Source organism: Kitasatospora sp. NPDC057223 (genome assembly GCF_042669755.1).
In the GTDB taxonomy this organism is placed as follows: domain Bacteria; phylum Actinomycetota; class Actinomycetes; order Streptomycetales; family Streptomycetaceae; genus Kitasatospora.
Map to the genome: position 1 here is coordinate 12,876 of NZ_JBHUWW010000118.1, position 17,069 is coordinate 29,944.

At 72.9% G+C, this 17,069-nt stretch carries 17 protein-coding genes; 13 read left to right on the forward strand and 4 right to left on the reverse strand.

The genetic code is table 11. The annotated features are described in order from the left end of the window. Window positions 1-17: 17 nt before the first annotated feature. The 8 genes from ACFUK0_RS30960 (at window position 18) to ACFUK0_RS30995 (ending at window position 6,593) form a co-directional block, all read left to right on the forward strand. Window positions 18-296 carry an acyl carrier protein gene (locus ACFUK0_RS30960; RefSeq protein WP_380255785.1) on the forward strand — a complete coding sequence of 93 codons (279 nt, stop codon included), beginning with the start codon at window positions 18-20 and terminating at the stop codon, window positions 294-296. Between the two features lie 3 nt (window positions 297-299). After that, the gene (locus tag ACFUK0_RS30965; protein WP_380255786.1) at window positions 300-1,172 is read left to right on the forward strand and encodes a hypothetical protein; all 873 of its coding nucleotides are present in this window, start codon (window positions 300-302) and stop codon (window positions 1,170-1,172) included. Next, window positions 1,169-1,789 carry an acyl-CoA dehydrogenase family protein gene (locus ACFUK0_RS30970; RefSeq protein ID WP_380255787.1) on the forward strand — a complete coding sequence of 207 codons (621 nt, stop codon included), beginning with the start codon at window positions 1,169-1,171 and terminating at the stop codon, window positions 1,787-1,789. The genes ACFUK0_RS30965 and ACFUK0_RS30970 overlap by 4 nt, the downstream gene beginning before the upstream one ends. Continuing rightward, window positions 1,786-2,958, forward strand: coding sequence for an acyl-CoA dehydrogenase family protein (locus ACFUK0_RS30975; protein ID WP_380255788.1), 1,173 nt, complete (start codon window positions 1,786-1,788; stop codon window positions 2,956-2,958). Before ACFUK0_RS30970 ends, ACFUK0_RS30975 begins: the two co-directional genes overlap by 4 nt. Further along, window positions 2,955-3,395, forward strand: coding sequence for a holo-ACP synthase (gene acpS / locus ACFUK0_RS30980; protein ID WP_380255789.1), 441 nt, complete (start codon window positions 2,955-2,957; stop codon window positions 3,393-3,395). Before ACFUK0_RS30975 ends, acpS begins: the two co-directional genes overlap by 4 nt. 17 nt (window positions 3,396-3,412) lie before the next feature. Then, window positions 3,413-4,477, forward strand: a complete 1,065-nt coding sequence (locus ACFUK0_RS30985) for a MupA/Atu3671 family FMN-dependent luciferase-like monooxygenase (RefSeq protein WP_380255790.1) — start codon at window positions 3,413-3,415, stop codon at window positions 4,475-4,477. Continuing rightward, window positions 4,474-5,853 (forward strand): hypothetical protein, encoded by a 1,380-nt coding sequence (locus tag ACFUK0_RS30990; RefSeq protein ID WP_380255791.1) that lies wholly within the window; start codon window positions 4,474-4,476, stop codon window positions 5,851-5,853. Before ACFUK0_RS30985 ends, ACFUK0_RS30990 begins: the two co-directional genes overlap by 4 nt. Window positions 5,854-6,116: 263 nt before the next feature. Further along, entirely contained in the window at window positions 6,117-6,593 is a 477-nt protein-coding gene (locus tag ACFUK0_RS30995; RefSeq protein ID WP_380255792.1) for a hypothetical protein, read from the forward strand. An 89-nt stretch (window positions 6,594-6,682) separates the two neighbouring features. On the opposite strand, the gene ACFUK0_RS31000 is transcribed toward ACFUK0_RS30995, so the two are convergent. After that, complete coding sequence (locus tag ACFUK0_RS31000; protein ID WP_380255793.1) at window positions 6,683-7,174, reverse strand: RrF2 family transcriptional regulator; 492 nt, start codon at window positions 7,172-7,174, stop codon at window positions 6,683-6,685. Between the two features lie 191 nt (window positions 7,175-7,365). On the opposite strand from ACFUK0_RS31000, the gene ACFUK0_RS31005 reads away from it, so the two are divergent. The 3 genes from ACFUK0_RS31005 (at window position 7,366) to ACFUK0_RS31015 (ending at window position 11,255) form a co-directional block, all read left to right on the forward strand. Then, on the forward strand, window positions 7,366-8,106 hold the full coding sequence (locus ACFUK0_RS31005) for an SDR family oxidoreductase (RefSeq protein ID WP_380255794.1): 741 nt from the start codon (window positions 7,366-7,368) through the stop codon (window positions 8,104-8,106). Between the two features lie 137 nt (window positions 8,107-8,243). Further along, window positions 8,244-9,863 carry a ricin-type beta-trefoil lectin domain protein gene (locus tag ACFUK0_RS31010; RefSeq protein WP_380255795.1) on the forward strand — a complete coding sequence of 540 codons (1,620 nt, stop codon included), beginning with the start codon at window positions 8,244-8,246 and terminating at the stop codon, window positions 9,861-9,863. Window positions 9,864-10,373: 510 nt separating this feature from the next. Next, entirely contained in the window at window positions 10,374-11,255 is an 882-nt protein-coding gene (locus tag ACFUK0_RS31015; protein WP_380255796.1) for a SigB/SigF/SigG family RNA polymerase sigma factor, read from the forward strand. Window positions 11,256-11,314: 59 nt separating this feature from the next. On the opposite strand, the gene ACFUK0_RS31020 is transcribed toward ACFUK0_RS31015, so the two are convergent. Both ACFUK0_RS31020 and ACFUK0_RS31025 read right to left on the reverse strand, forming a co-directional pair. Further along, window positions 11,315-12,610 (reverse strand): glycoside hydrolase family 6 protein, encoded by a 1,296-nt coding sequence (locus ACFUK0_RS31020; protein WP_380255797.1) that lies wholly within the window; start codon window positions 12,608-12,610, stop codon window positions 11,315-11,317. Between the two features lie 123 nt (window positions 12,611-12,733). Then, window positions 12,734-13,696: a glycoside hydrolase family 6 protein gene (locus ACFUK0_RS31025; RefSeq protein WP_380255798.1), complete on the reverse strand. Its 963-nt coding sequence runs from the start codon at window positions 13,694-13,696 to the stop codon at window positions 12,734-12,736. Window positions 13,697-14,092: 396 nt separating this feature from the next. On the opposite strand from ACFUK0_RS31025, the gene ACFUK0_RS31030 reads away from it, so the two are divergent. Continuing rightward, entirely contained in the window at window positions 14,093-15,109 is a 1,017-nt protein-coding gene (locus ACFUK0_RS31030) for a LacI family DNA-binding transcriptional regulator (protein WP_380255799.1), read from the forward strand. Window positions 15,110-15,155: 46 nt separating this feature from the next. On the opposite strand, the gene ACFUK0_RS31035 is transcribed toward ACFUK0_RS31030, so the two are convergent. Then, on the reverse strand, window positions 15,156-15,959 hold the full coding sequence (locus ACFUK0_RS31035) for an exodeoxyribonuclease III (RefSeq protein ID WP_380255800.1): 804 nt from the start codon (window positions 15,957-15,959) through the stop codon (window positions 15,156-15,158). A 274-nt stretch (window positions 15,960-16,233) separates the two neighbouring features. Here ACFUK0_RS31035 and ACFUK0_RS31040 point away from each other — a divergent pair, with 274 nt between their 5' ends. Next, window positions 16,234-17,007 carry a GntR family transcriptional regulator gene (locus tag ACFUK0_RS31040; protein WP_380255801.1) on the forward strand — a complete coding sequence of 258 codons (774 nt, stop codon included), beginning with the start codon at window positions 16,234-16,236 and terminating at the stop codon, window positions 17,005-17,007. Window positions 17,008-17,069 lie beyond the last annotated feature (62 nt).

Below are 17,069 nucleotides of genomic sequence, written 5' to 3' on the forward strand. Positions count from 1 at the left end.
ACGAAGGAGCTGGCACGATGACGAACACCGACGGCGTCAACACCACCGACGCGCTGCGGCAGGCACTGGAGGAGGTCCTGAAGAAGGACCTGCCCGAACTGACCCCGCAGATGCGCCTGTTCAGCGATCTGGCGATGGACTCCACCAGCGTGATCGAGCTGCTGATGGCCCTGGAGGACACCCTGGGGCTGCAGATCGACCCGGACGAGCTGACGCCGGAGGTCTTCGAGACGGTCGGCGCGCTCAGCGAGTACATCGACTCCTCCCTGGCCGCCGGGCAAGAGCCGGCGCGCTGACCGATGCCGGAGACGACCTACCGCGACCCGCGCGCCGCCGCCCGCCCGGCCGGCCCCGGGACGCTGCGGCTGAGCCGGCCGACCGCCCGGGTCTTCCCCGGGCGCCGGCCGGCCGAGCTGGCCGGGCTCGGCCTGAAGTTCATGACGGACTTCCTCGCCGCGTTCGGCGAGGAGCCCGACCACGAGCAGTACGCGCGGGGCGGCGGCAACAGCTTCACCGACATGGCCCGGGAGCTGCTCGACGGACTGGACCGGCCGCTGCCCCCGCTCGACACCGTCCTGCTCGCCTACCACCTGCCCGACCTGAGCGTGGTCGAGGTGGCGGGCTGCTACCTGGCCGAGCGCTGCCCGGGGCGCCCGGAGGTGCACTCGGTGGCCGGACAGGGCGTGGGGGCCCCGTTCACGGCGCTGCGGATCCTCGCCGGCCTGCGCCTCGCGGGCACGCTGTCCGACGGCGCCGTGCTCGTGCTCGACCAGTCCACCCTGCCCTACCCCGACCCCGACACCCACGCCGGGCCGGCCACCGACTGCGCGGTACTGGTGCGCAGCGACGGCGCGGGCGAGGACGAGGAGGAGGGGGCGGAACTGGACTTCCTGGACGAGCGGGTCGTCGACCCGAACACGGCGCTGCGCGCGCTCGCCCGGCAGACCCCCGGGGCCAGGATCGTGGTGGGCCGGATGCTCGCCGACCGGCTCGATCCCGGGCTGCGCTCCGACCTCGACCTGGTCGAGGGGCCGGGCGACCGCCTCTGCACCAGCGCGTGGGCGGCGCTCGCCGAGCACTGGACACCGGAGCGGTACACGGTGGTCGCCGACTACGACCCGTACTCCGGCCGGCTGTTCCAGGCCGGCCTGCGGCCGGGAGCGGCGCGGTGACCGGGGCCCGGGCCGGCCTCCGGCACTACCTGGACCTCGGCCGGGAGGGCGGCCTGGCCGCCGGCCTGGCCGCGGTGCTCGACGGGCTCGACCCGGCCGCCGCCGCCCCCGGCGCCGTCGCACTGCTGCCGGCCGCTTCGGCGCCGCCCGGGGCCGAGCTGCTCACGCACCCGTTCGCGGCCCTCGAAGGGCTGGCCCTCGTCCGCCTCGCGGCGGGGACCACGGCCACCGGGCCGGGGCTGACCGGCCCGCGCGCCGCCGCCCTGGCCGCGGTGCGGATCGGGCTGCTCTCCCGGATGCTCGACGCGGCCGTGCGGCGGCTGGAGGCCCGGCGCTTCGGCGGCCTCCCGCTGGTCGACCGCCAGCTCGTGGGCGCCGCGCTGGCCGACGTGGCCACCGAGATCGAGGTCGCGACCGCCGCGGCCGGCCGCCCCGACGCCCCGGCCGAGGCCGTCCGGGACCAGCACGAACGGCTGACCGAGGCGGGCTGGACGACCACCCGGCTGTTCGGCGCCGAGGGCTACCTCACCGACCATCCGGTGCGCTGCCTCCACCTGTCCGCCCTCGCGGCGGATCTGTGGCTCGCCCGGCCGACCGTCACGGAAGGAGTCCGGTGACCGTACTCGAACTCGACGAACGGCTGCGGGCCCTGCGCGGCGCCGCCGCCGAGACGGCGCCCGAGCTGCGCGCGCTCGCGCCGGCGCTCGACGCGGCCCCGCACGACCTGAAGCCGCACCTCGGCGCGGCGGCCTTCGACCTGATCCGCCGTTGCACGACCCCGCAGCGGTTCGGCGGGGACCCGCTGCGCGTCGGGCGCTTCGCCTTCTCGGCGGGATCGTCCCTGGAAACCCTGGTGTGGATGCTCGAACTCGCCCACGGTGACGCGGGGATGGTGCTGGCCGCCCCCGGGCCCAACCTGGCCGGGCTGCTGGTCGACCAGCTGGGCGACGAGCAGCAGCAGGAGTACTTCTACCGGGCCGTGGCCGACCGGGGCGCGTGGACCTTCTTCGCCGTGACCGAACCGGACCGGGGCAGCGACGCCGGCGCGATGGAGAGCAAGCTGGAGCGTGCGGCCCCGGAGCGCGGAGATCCGGAGCTCCACCTGCTGCACGGGACGAAGAAGTACATCGGCAACGGTGCCCGCGGCGCCCTCGGCGTGGTCTTCGCCCGGACGGGCAGCGGGCCGCTGTCGATCCGCGCCGCGCTGGTCGACGCCGCCGCCCCCGGCTTCGCCGCCCAGGAGCTCGACATGGTGGGGCTGCGCGGCGCGGCCCTCGGCGAGATCCGGTTCACCGGCGTGCCGGTGCCGCAGGAGCGGCTGCTGGCCCGGCACCTGCCGCCGACCAGACGCGGGCTGTGGGGGGCCGTGCGGGTGTTCAACACCGTCCGGCCGCAGGTGGCCGCGCTCGCGGTCGGCACCGGGCTCGCCTTCGTGGACCTGGTGCGTGCCGGGCGCCCGCACGCGCCGGGCCTCGAAGCCGTCGCGGGCCGGCTGGAGGCGTGCCGCCAACTCGTCTACCAGGCCGGGGCCGCCCTGGACCTGGACCGCGACGACGGGCGGCTCTCCAGCGCGGCCAAGATCGCCGCGGTGGCGGCGGCGCGCGAGGCCGGCCGCTGGGCGGTGCGCTCGCTCGGCCCGGCGGCCCTGGCCGAACAGCCGTTGCTGGAGAAGTGGACCCGCGACATGGGCGCCTTCGAGTTCATGGAGGGCACCAGCGACATCCAGCGCCTGCACGTCGCGCGCTCGCTGGTCCGGGCGCGCGGCCGGTCGGGCGGGCGGCCATGAGAGTCGGCATCGACCTGCTGGAGATCGCCCGCTTCGCCCGGATCGCCGCCCACCCGGCCGGGCGGCGGATCGTGTTCTCCGTGACCGAGCTCGCCCACGCCGACGCCCTCGGCGCCGTCCGCCGTACCGAGTACCTGGCGGGCCGGTTCTGCGCCAAGGAGGCCACCGCGAAGGCCCTCGGCCGAGGACTCGGCCAGGGCCTGGGCTGGCGCGACATCGAGGTGCTCGGCGACGCGCACGGGGCGCCGCAGGTCCGGCTCGGCGGCGGTGCGAGGAAGGTCGCCGAGCAGGCCGGGATCGGGCGGATCGACCTGTCGCTCAGCCACCAGGGCGGCCTGGTGGTCTGCGTGGCGATAGCCCTGCCGCGTGAGGGACCGCAACCGCAACGAATCGACGCAGACCCGCCCGCCGCCCGGCCGGCCGGTGCGCCGTCCTGACCCCGAGGAATGGACCGATGGACCTCAGCCTCTTCTTCTTCGCCGACAGTGCCACCAACGGGGACAACTACCGCCTGCTGCTGGAGAGCGCGCGCTTCGCCGACACCCACGGCTTCCGCGCCGTCTGGACCCCGGAACGGCACTTCCACAGCTTCGGCGGGCAGTACCCGAACCCCTCGCTGACCGGCGCCGCGCTGGCGGCCGTGACCGAGCGGGTGGCGATCCGGGCCGGCAGCGTGGTCGCGCCGCTGCACCATCCGGTCCGGATCGCCGAGGAGTGGTCCGTCGTCGACAACCTCTCCGGCGGCCGGGCGGGGATCTCCTTCGCCTCCGGCTGGCACGCCGGGGACTTCGTGTTCCAGCCGGAGAACTTCAAGGACCGCAAGAACATCATGGTCGAGACGGCCAGGACGGTGCAGCGGCTCTGGCGCGGCGAGGAGGTCGACTTCGAGGACGCCGAGGGCGAGCGGCGCGCCGTCCGGCTGTTCCCCAGCCCGGTCCAGCCCGAGCTGCCCGTGTGGATCACGGCGGCCGGCTCCCCCCAGACCTTCCGGATCGCGGGCCGGCTGGGCGCGGGCGTGCTGACCCACCAGCTCGGCCAGGACCACGACGCGCTGGAGCGCAACATCGCCACGTACCGGGAGGCGCTGGCCGACGAGCACGGCGACCGGGCCCCCGGCCACGTCGTGCTGATGCTGCACACCATGCTCGGCGAGGACCGCGAGCACGTGCGCGAGCTGGTCCGCGAACCGCTCACCGGATACCTGCGCAGCTCGATGGACCTCATCGCGGGGGATCCGGCCGGCACCGGGGCCGACGGCTTCGACCTGAACCGGATCCCGGCCCGGGACAAGGAGTTCATCCTCGCCCGGTCCTTCGACCGCCTCTTCACCGGCGCGGGCCTGTTCGGCACGGTCGAGGACGGCGTCCGGGTGGTCGACCGGCTCGCCGCGATGGGCGTGGACGAGATCGCCTGCCTCATCGACTTCGGCGTGGGCCGCGACGAGGTCATGGGTTCGCTGCGGTACCTCGACGCGCTGCGCGCCAGGGTCGCCGGGCAGGCCGGCGCGGTGCCCGCGTGAACGGCGTCGAACCGGCGGCCCCCGCACCGGGGCCCGCGCGGCCCGAACGGACCGGGCCGCTGACCTGGGTCCAGCAGGAGTGGCTGCCCGAGCAGCCCGACGACCGGATCGCCTCGCACGAGGACAACCTGTTCCGGGAGCTGGAGACCGTGCCCCTGGAGTTCGGGCAGGTGCGCCGCGCGGTGTGCGAGGTGCTCGCCCGCCACGAGATCCTGCGGAGCCGGGTGGTGGGCCTCGGCGCCGAGGCCCACCAGGTGGTGGACGCGGTCGATCCCGGCTGCGACCTGGTGCTCGCGACCGCACCCCTCGACGGCTGGGAGGAGGCCGTGGCGGCGGCCCGGGCGACCTCCTTCCGGCTCTCCCTGCAGTGGCCGCTCAAGCTGCTGGCGGGCACCGAGGCGGGCAGGGTCTCGCGGATCGCCGTGGTGGTCGACCACTGGGCCGCCGACGGCCTGGGCATCCTGGCGCTGCTGGACGACCTCACCGCGGCGGTCGGGGCGGCGGCGCGCGGCGAGGTCTGGACACCCGTCGGTCCGGCGGAGCAGCCGATCGACCTCGCGCTGTGGGAATCGGCCACGCCGGCGGGGGCCGAGCACCTCGAACGGTCGGTGGCCTACTGGCGGCAGCAGTTCGAGCGGCTCCGGCAGGAGCTGGGCGACCACGGGCCCGCCCTCCCGGACGAGCCGCCGCCGGGCCGGGCCCCGCTGCTCTTCCCGGGCTGCACGATGACCTCCGTCCGGGTCGCCGAGGCCGCGGAGGTGGTCGCCGACCGGCTGCGGGTCCCGGTCTCCGCGGTCTACCTGGCCGCCTTCGGCACCGCGATCGGCCACGTCGAACAGGTCGGTACGGTGGGCGCCTTCATCCTCTCGGCGAACCGGCTCACGCCGGCCGCCCTGCGCTCGGTCCGCAACGCCGTCAGGGCCGCGCCGGTCGTCCTGGCGGTGGCACCGCCGGGAGGCTTCGCCGAGACGGTGGCGAGCGCGGCGGCGCAGCAGCTCCACGGCCTGCGCTACGCCAACACCGACCACCGCCTGGTCGGCGCCGCCGCCGAGGAGGTGCTCGGCGGGCTGCGGGACAGCGGCGCCGCGAGCGCGATCTTCAACTTCATGCCGGAGACCGCGCTGCGGGGCGACCGGCTGCCCCCGCTCGTGCGGGACGCGCCGCTGGACGTCGTGGAGCCGATGCCCGTCCGGGGGACGGCCGCCGTACGCATGTTCATGGTCACCATGCGGCAGGGCCGGGTGATCATGACCTCGCGCTGGCGCGAGGACACCAGCTGGCGGAAGTTCGCCGAGCCGATGATGCGTCACATCGCCGCCCTCGTCCTGTACGAGGCCGATCCGGGTGCGGGGCCGCCGCCGGTGTTCGGCGGCTGAGCACGGGAGGCCGTGGGCGGGGCGGCAGGACGTGCACGCTTGTCGGATACATGACCGCCACGTGAAATTCACAGGCCGGGGTCTACTCGCATAGACCAGCGCGGGCCATCCTGGTGCGGCACCGCTTCCCGTCCGGCACCTCCTCGCCCCAGCACCCTGTCCCGCGTCGGCGCGGCCCGTCCGGCGGCCCGGGGCAGGGGAGCCGGGCGTCGACGGGCGGGGAGGTCCCATTCCGAGGTCCACCGTCCTCACCGGGAGAGCAGATGAAGCCCCGCATCGCAGTCACCGTCGTCGCCCTGGCCATGGCCGGGCTCGCCGTCTCGGCGCCCACGGCCGGCGCCAGCGGCACCAAGGTGTCGCAGTCGACGGCCGCCGCCCAGTTCAGGAGCGCCGGGATCACCTGGAGCTCCAGCGGCGGCTGCACCACCAGGTCCAACTCCACCTGCACCTCGTTCGAGCAGATCAACTCCGGCACGGTGAGCACGATCATCACCCTCAAGCAGTCCAGCGGCTGCGCCATCAACATCACCGGCGGCACCGAGGTGGGCCACGCCGCCGGAACCTACAGCCACTACAACGGCTACAAGGTCGACATCTCCCGCAACTCCTGCATCGACGGCTACGTCCAGAACAGCTTCACCTACATCGGCTACCGGGGCGACGGCTACCCGCAGTGGCAGGCGGCCTCGGGCAACCTGTACTGCAACGAGGGCAGCCACTGGGACATCCTGGTCTACTGACGCCGCCCCCGTACGGACCGGACCGTACGGACCGTGGGGCGACGGCCCGCCTGCGGCTGCCGCAGGCGGGCCGGCCGCGCGCGGTCCGCTCAGCTTCCGGGGCCCGCCGCCGGGTTGAGCCATGCACCGATCCTCGGCAGCGCCTCGGGCCCGTTGTCCCGCTCCGCCGAGTCGACGAGATCCGCTATGGAGACGCCGCGGAGCGAGGCCCGCCACGAGGCCTCGGCGGCGCCCATCACGCGTGCGATGGGGCAGGGCTTCGTGCAGTCCTCCGGAGGCGTCCCGAGCGGCCCCCGCCGGCGGATCTCCGTGCACACGAACGCGGGCGCCGCCCCGTCGACCGCCTGCACCACGTCCAGGACGGTGATCTCCGAGGCGGCCCGCGTCAGCACGTACCCGCCGGTCTTCCCCTGCACCGACTCCACCAGCCCCGCCCGGGACAGGGCCTGCATCTGCTTGGCCAGGTAGCTGGGGGAGACGTCGTGCAGCTCCGCCAGCCGGGCGGCCGGGACCGGCTCGGTCGCCGTCGTCAGCACCACGCAGCAGTGCAGCGCCCACTCCACGCCACCGGACAGTTTCATGACGCCTCCATTTGACCCGGACAAAGCCTATCCGAGTAGAATCTCGGACATCACCTATCCGAGTTTCCCGTCGGCCCGGGCACCCGGGTTCGCATACTCGGGCACTGAGGTACTCGGGCAGTCGGGCACTCGGGCACTCGGGCACTCGGGCACTCGGGCACTCGGGCACTCGGTTCACGAAAGGCGCGATCATGAAGATCTCGGTCATCGGGGGCACCGGACTGATCGGTTCCCAGCTCGTCCCGAAACTCCGCGAATCCGGGCACGAGGTGGTCGCCGCGTCCCTGTCGACCGGAGTCGACCTGCTGACCGGCGCGGGTCTCGACCAGGCCCTCGAAGGCGCGGACGCGGTCGTCAACGTGACGAACTCCCCGACCTTCGACGAGGCCTCCCCGGCCTTCTTCCGCACGACCATGGGGCACCTGCTGTCGGCGGCCGGGCGCGCGGGCGTCCGCCACCAGGTCGTCCTCTCCATCGTCGGGGTCGACCAGGTGCCGCAGCTGGACTACTACCGGGCCAAGACCCTCCAGGAGGAGCTGCTGCGGAGCGGAGCCACCGGTTGGTCGATCGTCCGGGTCACCCAGTTCTTCGAGTTCATGGACGCCGTCCTGTCCTGGACCTCCGACGACACCACCGTCCGGCTGCCCTCCACGCCTCTGCGGCCCATCGCGGCGGCCGACGTCGTCGACGCCCTGGCCGGGGTCGTCACCGGCCCGCCGCTCAACGCCACGCTCGACGTGGCCGGTCCGGACGTGTTCCCCCTGGACGAGCTCGGCCGCCTCACCCTGTCGGTCCGGGGGGACGGCCGCACCGTCGTCACCGACGAGCAGGCGGGGATGTTCGCCGCCGTCAAGGGCGATGTCCTGGTCCCGGGGCCGGGCGCGCGCCTCGCCCCCACGCACTACGAGGACTGGCTCGGCGCCGCTCGCTAGCCGACGGTACGAAGGGCGGTGCGGGGCGGTGCGGGGCGGGCCCCGGGGCTTGTGTCCCGGGGCCCGCCCCTTGCTTGCCTCGTACTACAGTTCGACCTGGTCGGGCAACCGCACCGTCACTTCCAGGGGGAACAGACTTGACGCACCATCACCACTCTCCAGGTACGGGACTCCGTACCCACCGCTCGTTCTGGCGCCGGGCGCGGTCCGTCGTCCTGACGCTCGCGCTGCTCAGCGGCCTGGAGGGCGCACTGGCCGGGGCCGCGTCGGCCGACCCGGCGGTATCGCTCTGCACGTCCGCCAACGGGCCGTTCGGCTCGGCGACCGTGGGCGGCGGCCGCTACCAGATCATGCCCGACGAGTGGAACTCCGCCGCCGAGCTGTGCATGAGCAGCGACGGCGGTGCGAACTTCACGGTCACCTCCAGCGCGCTCGCGAACGCGACGAACACCAGGCCCGGGGCGCCCGGGGCCTACACCCGCATCGCCTACCTCCCGCGGGCCGGCGAACTCCCGATGCCGGTCGCCACGATGGGTGACACGCTGACGAGTTGGCGGACCACCACCGGCGTCGCCGGGCAGTACAACACGGCGTACGACCTCTGGTACGCGGACACCGCCGCGGGCTGCGGCCCGACGACCGGGCACGAGCTGATGATCTGGCTCAACCGGAAGGGCGGCCCGGTGCCGCTGGGCGGCACACCGGCCCGGCAGGTCACCCTCGGGGGCCGGGCGTACCAGGTCTACCAGTACCAGGACGCGGTCTCGGGCAAGCAGGTGATCAGCTACCTGATGTCCAGTCCCACCGACTCGGTCTACGACCTGAACCTGCGCACGGTCACCACCGACGCGGTGGTGCACGGATTCGTCCCCGCGAACGGCGAACTCTGCTCCGTCCAGGCGGGGTTCGAGATATGGAACGGTGGTGCGGGGTTGGCGACCACGTCGTTCTCCTACCAGCCCGCCGCCGGCCTCCCGACGGGCAACGTCACGTCGGGCATCCCCGGCAAGTGCCTGGACGCGGGGAACAACGCGCCCGACCCCGCCGGCTACATCCTGCCCGCGGACATCTGGGACTGCTCCACCACACCGGGCCAGACCTGGACGGCCGGCAACGACGGCACCGTCAAGGCGCTCGGGAAGTGCCTCGACGTCTCCGGCGGCGGGCTCACCGACGGGACGCCCGTCCAGCTCTACCCGTGCAACGGCACCGGGTCCCAGGTGTGGACCCCGAACGGCAAGGGCCTGCAGAACCCGCAGTCCGGACTCTGCCTGGCCGACCCCGGGGCCTCGGCCGTCAACGGCACCCAGTTGATCCTGTGGACGTGCGGTGCGAGCGGACAGGACTGGCGCCACCCGTACGGCGGGCAGCCGATCTGGAGTTCCTTCATCAACAGGACGACCAACTACTGCCTGAGCGGCGGGGTCGAGAACGCCGGCTCCGTCAGCCTCCACACCTGCAGCACCAGCCCCACCCCGCCGCAGAACTGGCAGCTCGTCAACGACGGCACCCTGCGGGTGTCCACCGGCGCCTGCCTGGACGCCGGCACCGCCGGCACCAACGGAAGCACGGTCCTGCTCGCGCCGTGCTCGGGGGCGGCCGCGCAGAAGTGGCTGCTGGCACCCACCGGTTACCTGCAGAACCCGGCGTCCGGCAAGTGCCTGGACGATCCGCAGTCCACGGCCGTTCCGGGTGTCCCGTTGGACCTGTGGACCTGCAACGGTACGGGCGCGCAGGTCTGGTACTCGGCGGCCTGACGGCCGGCCCGTGCCGGACCGGTCGCCGGTGGTCGCCGGTGGTCGTCCCGGGTCGCTGTCTCGTGAACGCCTGCGCGATCCGCGCACGCCCCTTTGCCCGGGGTGGTGCGGACACACGAGGAGGCCGGCTCCGGCCGGCAGATGGTGATGATGCATCCCTTCGGGGCCTCGGAGCCGCCATGGCCCCGGGGCCCCTCCACGCGTTACCGGCCCGACCACTGCCCTCGGAGGGCGGCCACCGCCGTTTCTCCCGCCGCCTGCCGCGTCATCCTCCTCGAGGGCCGGCTCAGAGGCCCTGCGCCTCAACGAGGAACTGCGCCGGCGCACCGGCGACCCGAAGCCGACCGGTGGCACCTGACCCCGCCCGTCCGGGCGACGAGCCGGTCTGCGATGATCGCAAAAGCCACATACCAGCCACTTGTGCACCGGGCGCGCATGGTGTCCGGGTTACCGGGTAGCACGGTGGCGGCGCCCCGAGCGCCACATCGCCGAACAGGGAGAGTGATCCTCATGACCGTCCTTCAGGAGCTGGCGGCGACCGTCGTCCCCGCCGAACACGTCACCGAGGAAGCCCTCCCCGCGGCCCCGGTGACCGCTCCGCACCCGGTCGGACATCCCTCCGAGGTCACCGCGAGCGACGCCCGTGCCCTCTCCAGGGACCTCTTCCTGCGGCTGCGGCAGCTGGAGGAGGGCACCCGGGAGTACTCCTACGTCCGCGGCACCCTCGTCGAGCTGAACATGATGCTCGTGAAGTTCGCGGCCCGGCGCTTCTCCCACCGCAGCGAGCCGATGGAGGACATCCTCCAGGTCGGAACGGTCGGCCTGATCAAGGCCATCGACCGCTTCGACCCCACCATGGAGTACGAGTTCAACACCTTCGCGCTGCCCACCATCACCGGCGAGATCAAGCGCTTCTTCCGCGACACCTCCTGGATGGTCCACGTCCCGCGCCGGATGCAGGAACTGCGCCTCACCCTGGCCAAGGCCTCCGACGACCTCCAGCAGACCCTGGACCGCGCGCCCACGCCCCGGGAGCTCGCGCGGCACCTGTCGATGGACGAGCAGGACGTCGTCGAGGGCCTCAAGGCCGCGGAGGCCTACAGCGCGCACTCCCTGGACATGCCCTCCGACGACGAGGACGCCGGCGCCGGCCTCACCGAGCGGTTCGCGGTGGAGGAGAAGGGCTTCGACGCAGTCCTGCACCTGGAGAGCCTCAAGCCCCTCATCGCCGCCCTCCCCGAGCGCGAGCGCGCGATCCTCTCCATGCGCTTCGGCGCCGAGATGACCCAGTCGCAGATCGGCGAGCGCCTCGGGCTGTCCCAGATGCACATCTCCCGGATCCTCACCCGCGTCCTGAAGGACCTGCGAGGCGCCCTGCTCGTCGAGCAGTAGGACGGCGCCGGGGCCGGGGGTGGGGCGGCGTATGCCCCCACCACCGGCCCCGGCCGCGCTCAGCGCAGGTTGAGGTTGAACGTCAGGGCCGGTACGGCGTTCTGGACGAGGGACTGCGCCTGCTCGGGCCACCACGCTCCGGCGGCCGGGTCCACGATCCCGTACTCGGGGTCGACGGTGCCGCCGGGGATGCTGCGGTTGCACTGGCCGTCGGACTGGCCGACCGTCTTGACCCAGAGGTAGGCGTCCACCAGCGGCACACCGGTGTCGGCGGTGGGCCGGGCGCCGATGCCGCGGCCGGGCGCGTTGCACCAGGTCTGCGGGTCGCCGGCGTACTTGCCCTCGGGTGCGGTCCATGCGCCGCGGCCGTTGCGGCTGGTGTCGACGACGAAGTGGGTGAGCTGGTCGGTGGGCGGGGTCCCGGCGTTCTGCCGGAACCACTCGTCGGTCCAGTGCCAGGTGCTGGGGTCGTCCGGGTTCACCGAGTTGCCGGGCTGTCCGTCGTTCGGGGCGGTGGGGGAGTAGTACTGCCCGGCACACCAGTCGGCGTGCCCGTTCGCCCAGGCCGGGCCCTTGGTGGCGAACCAGAGGCAGTTGGAGACCCAGGTGCCGTAGTGCGTGTTCAGGTCGGTGGCCAGGTTGTTGGAGACGTTGAGCGAGAACCCCTGGGTGCGGGCCACCCCGGCCTGGATCAGGCGCTGGGCGATGTCGCCGACGCTCTTCCAGTGGCTGTTGCCCGCGTCCAGGTACACGGAGGTGCCCGGCTGCCCTTCGAGGGCGTCGATGGCGGCGTTGAGGTCGGCGATCCGGCCGGTGGTGAGGGCACCGGTGGGATCGGAGGCGGGGCCGCAGTCGGAGGGCAGGTTGGCGAGCCCGTCCGGTTCCAGCACGACGACGGCCTTGCCGTTGCCGATGCCCTGGGCGAAGGCCTTGATCCACGCCTGGTACTCGGCGTCGGACTGCGCGCCGCCGGCCGAGTACAGCGAGCAGTCGCGCAGTGGGATGTTGTAGGCCACGAGCGTCGGGACGGTACCGGTACGCCTGGCGTCCCGCATCAGCTTCTCGACCTTGCTCCGCACCTCGGCGGGAGTGCCGTCGGTGAACCAGGTGGCCTCCGGCCAGCTCGCCAGCTTCGCCATCGTGACGGCGCCGGCCAGGTCGTGGTTCTTCAGGTCGGTGACGGCCTGGTGGGCGGCGTCGCTGCCGGGGTCGACGTAGAAGCGGGTGTCGGCGGGCAGGGTGTGGCCTGCTGCCGCCGGCGACGGTGCGGGAGCGGCCATCGCGGGTGCGGCGAGCCCGAGCGTCAGTACGACGGCTGCGGCGGGGAGCACGGTTCTGGGCAGACGGGGTGTCATCGGGTTCCTCGGATGTGGTGGATGGTGGTGACGGAAGGCGCACGGCACGGCGAGCGGGCCGTGCGCCTTCGCCGGGTCCGGTGGCGCGTGCGGGCTGCTGCGGCCTTCAGCCGCGGGCGGGGCTCAGTAGCCGTAGATCATCTTGTAGGCGACCTCGGGGAGGAACTGCCCGGCCGCCGAGCCGGCTCCTACGCCGCAGTTGCCGTCCGACTCGCCCGGAGCCTTGATCCACAGCAGCATCTCGGCTCCGCCGCCGAGCTGACCGGGAGTGCCGGTCTTCCGGCCGGCGGGGTTGCACCAGGCGCCGTTCGAGCCGTTGCCGTTGCGGCTGGTGTCGACCGTGAAGGGCCGGGTGTAGCCGTAGGAGCCCTGCAGGGTCGAGTTGACCGCACCGGCGTAGGACGTGTTCTGAGCGGTGGTGTAGTAGTTGGAGACGTTCAGGGAGAAGCCGTGGGTGCGCTTCAGGCCTGCGGCGTCGAGGTGCTGGGCCATCGTGGACGAGCTGATCCAGCCGGGGTTCCCGGCGTCCAGGTAGACCCAGGTGTTGGGGGCCTTGCTGTTGAACTGCGTGATGGCGTTGTTGAGCATGGCGTTGCGGCTGGAGATCTGGGCGGACGTCATGCAGCTCTGGTCGCCGAGCGCGTCGGGTTCCAGGATGACGACGGCGGGACGGCTGCCGATGCCGCTCGCGAAGGCCGCGATCCAGGTGTCGTAGGCGGCGGCGGAGCCCGCGCCGCCGGCCGACTGGCCGCCGCAGATGTCGCGGTCCGGGATGTTGTAGGCGACCAGGACGGGCAGCTTGCCCGCGGCCTGGGCCGCGCCGACGTAGGCACCGGTGGCCGTGCCGATGGTGCCGCTCCAGTTGCCGAACCAGCGGGCCATCGGCTTGGTGGCGATGGAGGCCTTGATGGCGGCGGTGCGTCCGTCGCCCGGGTTGGCGGCCACCCAGGCGGCGGCGCCGGAGTTGGGGTCGACGTAGAAGCCGTTGGTGCTGGACACGGGGTCCGCGTGTGCGGCGGTGGGAGCCGCGAGTGCCAGCGGGAGGGCGAACAGGATCGCTGCGATCAGACGGGTGGGCCTGCGCATGAGGGCCTCTTCTCGGTGGGGGGATCGCCGTACGGCCGTGTGAGGACGGCGGTCCGACGAGGAGCGAGGTGTACGACGGTGCGGGTGGCCGGGGGCATCGCGGTCGGCCGGCGTTCAGCTCCCGGGCTGACCGCCGAAGCGTTCCGGTGGCCGAGCGACGGTGACCGGAAGCACTTCCGCTTGGAAGCGCTTCCAGTCTTCGTCGCAGCCACCCGTCGCTGCTCGGCAATCGTGGATCCGTTCTCAGGACTGTGTCAAGAGCACTGTCGCAACTTGCTCTTCCCGCGGATGTCGAAGCCGGATACTGTTTCATTCCGGAAGCGCTTCCAGTCCTGTTCCGGTCGGACGGGTCGAGGAGGCTACCCTCCTGAGGTACCGAGAACGGGGAGAGATGCCGTGACAGACGAATCGACGCGCCGACGGCCGACACTGGACGAGGTGGCCGAGCGCGCGGGAGTCTCCCGCACCGCCGCGTCGAGGGTGCTCAACAACGCACCGCACGTCAGCCGGGACAAGCGCGAGGCCGTCCAGCGCGCGATCAGGGAGCTCGGCTACGTGCCCAACCCCACCGCCCGGGCACTGGCGACGCAGCAGGCGGGCGCGGTGGCCCTGATCATCGCCGGCGACGACCCCGCGGTCTTCGCCGACCCGTTCTTCGGCCAGGTCGTCGCCGGCGCCGCCACCGTGCTGGAGGAGACCGATCTCCACCTGATGCTCTGCCTGGCCACCTCCGCCCGGGGACAGCTGCGCGTGCAGCAACTGCTGCACACCCGCGCCGTCGACGGCGTCATGCTGATGGCGCTGCGCGAGGGCGACCCGCTGACCCGGCTCGCCCTGGAGGCGGACATCCCGGCCGTGTTCGGCGGCCGGCCCCTGGGGCAGGACGTCCCCTCCTTCGTGGACGTCGACAACGTCGGAGGGGCCCGGGCCGCCACCGAGCACCTGGTCTCACTCGGCCGCACCCGCATCGCGATGATCACCGGCCCGCTGGACACCGACGTCAGCCGCTCCCGCCACCGCGGCTACCGCGAGGCCCTCACCCTGGCCGGGCTCACCCCCCACGGCGAGGAGTCCGGCGACTTCACCGAACTCGGCGGGATCACCGCCATGAACGCCCTGCTGACCCGCCACCCGGACACGGACGCCGTCTTCGCCGCCAACGACAACATGGCCGCGGGCGCGCTGCGGGCGCTGCGCCGGGCCGGCCGCGCGGTGCCCGGTGACGTCGCCGTCGTCGGATTCGACGACCTGCCGGTCGCCGAGGTCTCCGACCCGCCGCTCACGACGATCCACCAGCCCATCCAGGCCCTCGGCCGGGAGATGACGCGAATGCTCCTCGCCCTCATCGCGGGCGAGAACCCGACCCCGCTGCTCCTGCCCACCCGGCTGGTCCGGCGCGAATCCGCCGCCTAGGCGCGTGCCCAGGCGGCGGCCGGCAGGAGGGAGTTCGAGGACGTGCCTAGTCCCGGTCGGTGTAGGTGACGGTGACGGGCGCGTGGTCGGACCACCGCTCGGCGTGGGTCGCGGCCCGCTCGGTCACCGCGCGGGTGGCCCGTGCGGCCAGCCCCGGTGTCGCGACCTGGAGGTCGATCCGCCAGCCGGAGTCGTTGTCGAAGGCGCGGCCCCGGTAGGACCACCAGGAGTACGGGCCGGTGCTGTCGGGGTGCAGGCTGCGGACGACGTCCACGTAGCCGGCCTCGTCGAAGACGCGGGTGAGCCAGGCGCGCTCCTCCGGGAGGAAGCCGGCGGCCTTCTGGTTGGCCTTCCAGTTCTTGAGGTCCTCGGGGCGGTGGGCGATGTTCCAGTCGCCGCAGACCAGTACCTCCCGGCCGTCCTCGGCGGCGCGTTTGCGCAGCTGGTCCAGGTGGACCAGGAACTCGGCCATGAAGCGTTCCTTCTCCTCCTGGCGTTCGGTGCCGACCTCACCCGACGGAAGGTAGAGACTGGCGACGGTCAGACCCGGGAGGTCAATTTCGGCATATCTGCCCGAATTGTCGAATTCATCCGACCCGAAACCGATGACGGTACGCTCCGGCTCCGCCCGCGAGAGCACGGCCACCCCGGCCCGGCCCTTGGCCGCGGCCGGTGCCCACAGGGCGTGCCAGCCGGGCAGCTCCCTGAGCTCCGCAGGCAGCTGTCCGTGCTCGGAGCGCACCTCCTGGAGGCAGATCACGTCCGCCTCGGTGGCATTGAGCCACTCCAGGAACCCCTTCTTGGCGGCGGCCCGGATCCCGTTCACATTCACACTCGTCACCACGATCACCCAGGCAGCCTACCGAGCGCCGGGGGTGCCGTCGGCCAGCCGGGCGGGAGCGCCCGCGGCATGTCGCGGACGTTCACTTCATGAACGCGGCATGAATCCGTGATTCGGCCGTAGCAAGCCTCTGCATTGGTCTTGACCATCTCCCGGCCCACCCCCTACTGTCACTTACTGCAAAGACCTTTAATAAAGAAGGACGGATAAAGCCCGCTCTCCCACCTGCCGCAACACCGGGTAGGAGCCGGCCCACGTCCCTTCAGGCCGGGTGGAGGACAAAGTGGGCACGACAGGACAGCTCGCGGCAGTACCGGAGCCGAAGTACTGGCACCTGCGCACAGTGCTGCTTCGCGCCATCGACACGGAGTTCTCCACCGGCCAGGTCCTGCCCAACGAGCGCGACCTCTCGGCCCGCTTCGGCGTGGCCCGGGCGACGCTGCGCCAGGCCCTCGACCAGCTGGAGCTGGAGGGCCGGCTGGTCCGCCGCCGCGGTATCGGCACCCTGATCGCCGCCCCCCGGGTCGGCGTGCCGGTCAGCCGTCGCGAGGAGGGCTGGCCGGGCACCGCCCGCAACCAGGCCTGGCGCACCGTCGACTGCACCAGCGCGCCGGCGACGCCGCAGCTCGCGCAGGCCTTCGGTATCCCGGAGACCGAGACCGTCCACACCGTCCGCCGGGTGCGGATGGTGCAGGGGCAGACGGTGGCCGGCGAGTCGCTGCACGTGCCGTCGTCCGCGCTGCCGCACCTGCCGGGCTTCCGGGCGGAGAACGACCGGGCCCGGTCCGTCCTGCGGCACCTGGAGCGGCTGGAGGTCGAGGGCGAGTCCCGCTCGGTCGAACTCGGCGTGGCCGAGGCGCAGGAGGCGACCCTGCTGGAGCGCCCGCCGGGCACCCCCGTCCTCGTCGTGACCAGCCAGTACGCCTCCGGCGGCCGGCTGGTGGCGCTCGCGGTCTCCACCTACCGTGCCGACACCTGCAAGCTCACGTTCGGCGAGACCGGCCTGGTCGAGGTCACCCCGGTGACGGTCGGCGCAGCGGTGGCCACCGCCTCCTGAGCCGCACCGGCTGACCTGTACTGACCGATCTGCACGAAGCGGGGCCCGCGGCCGGATCACCG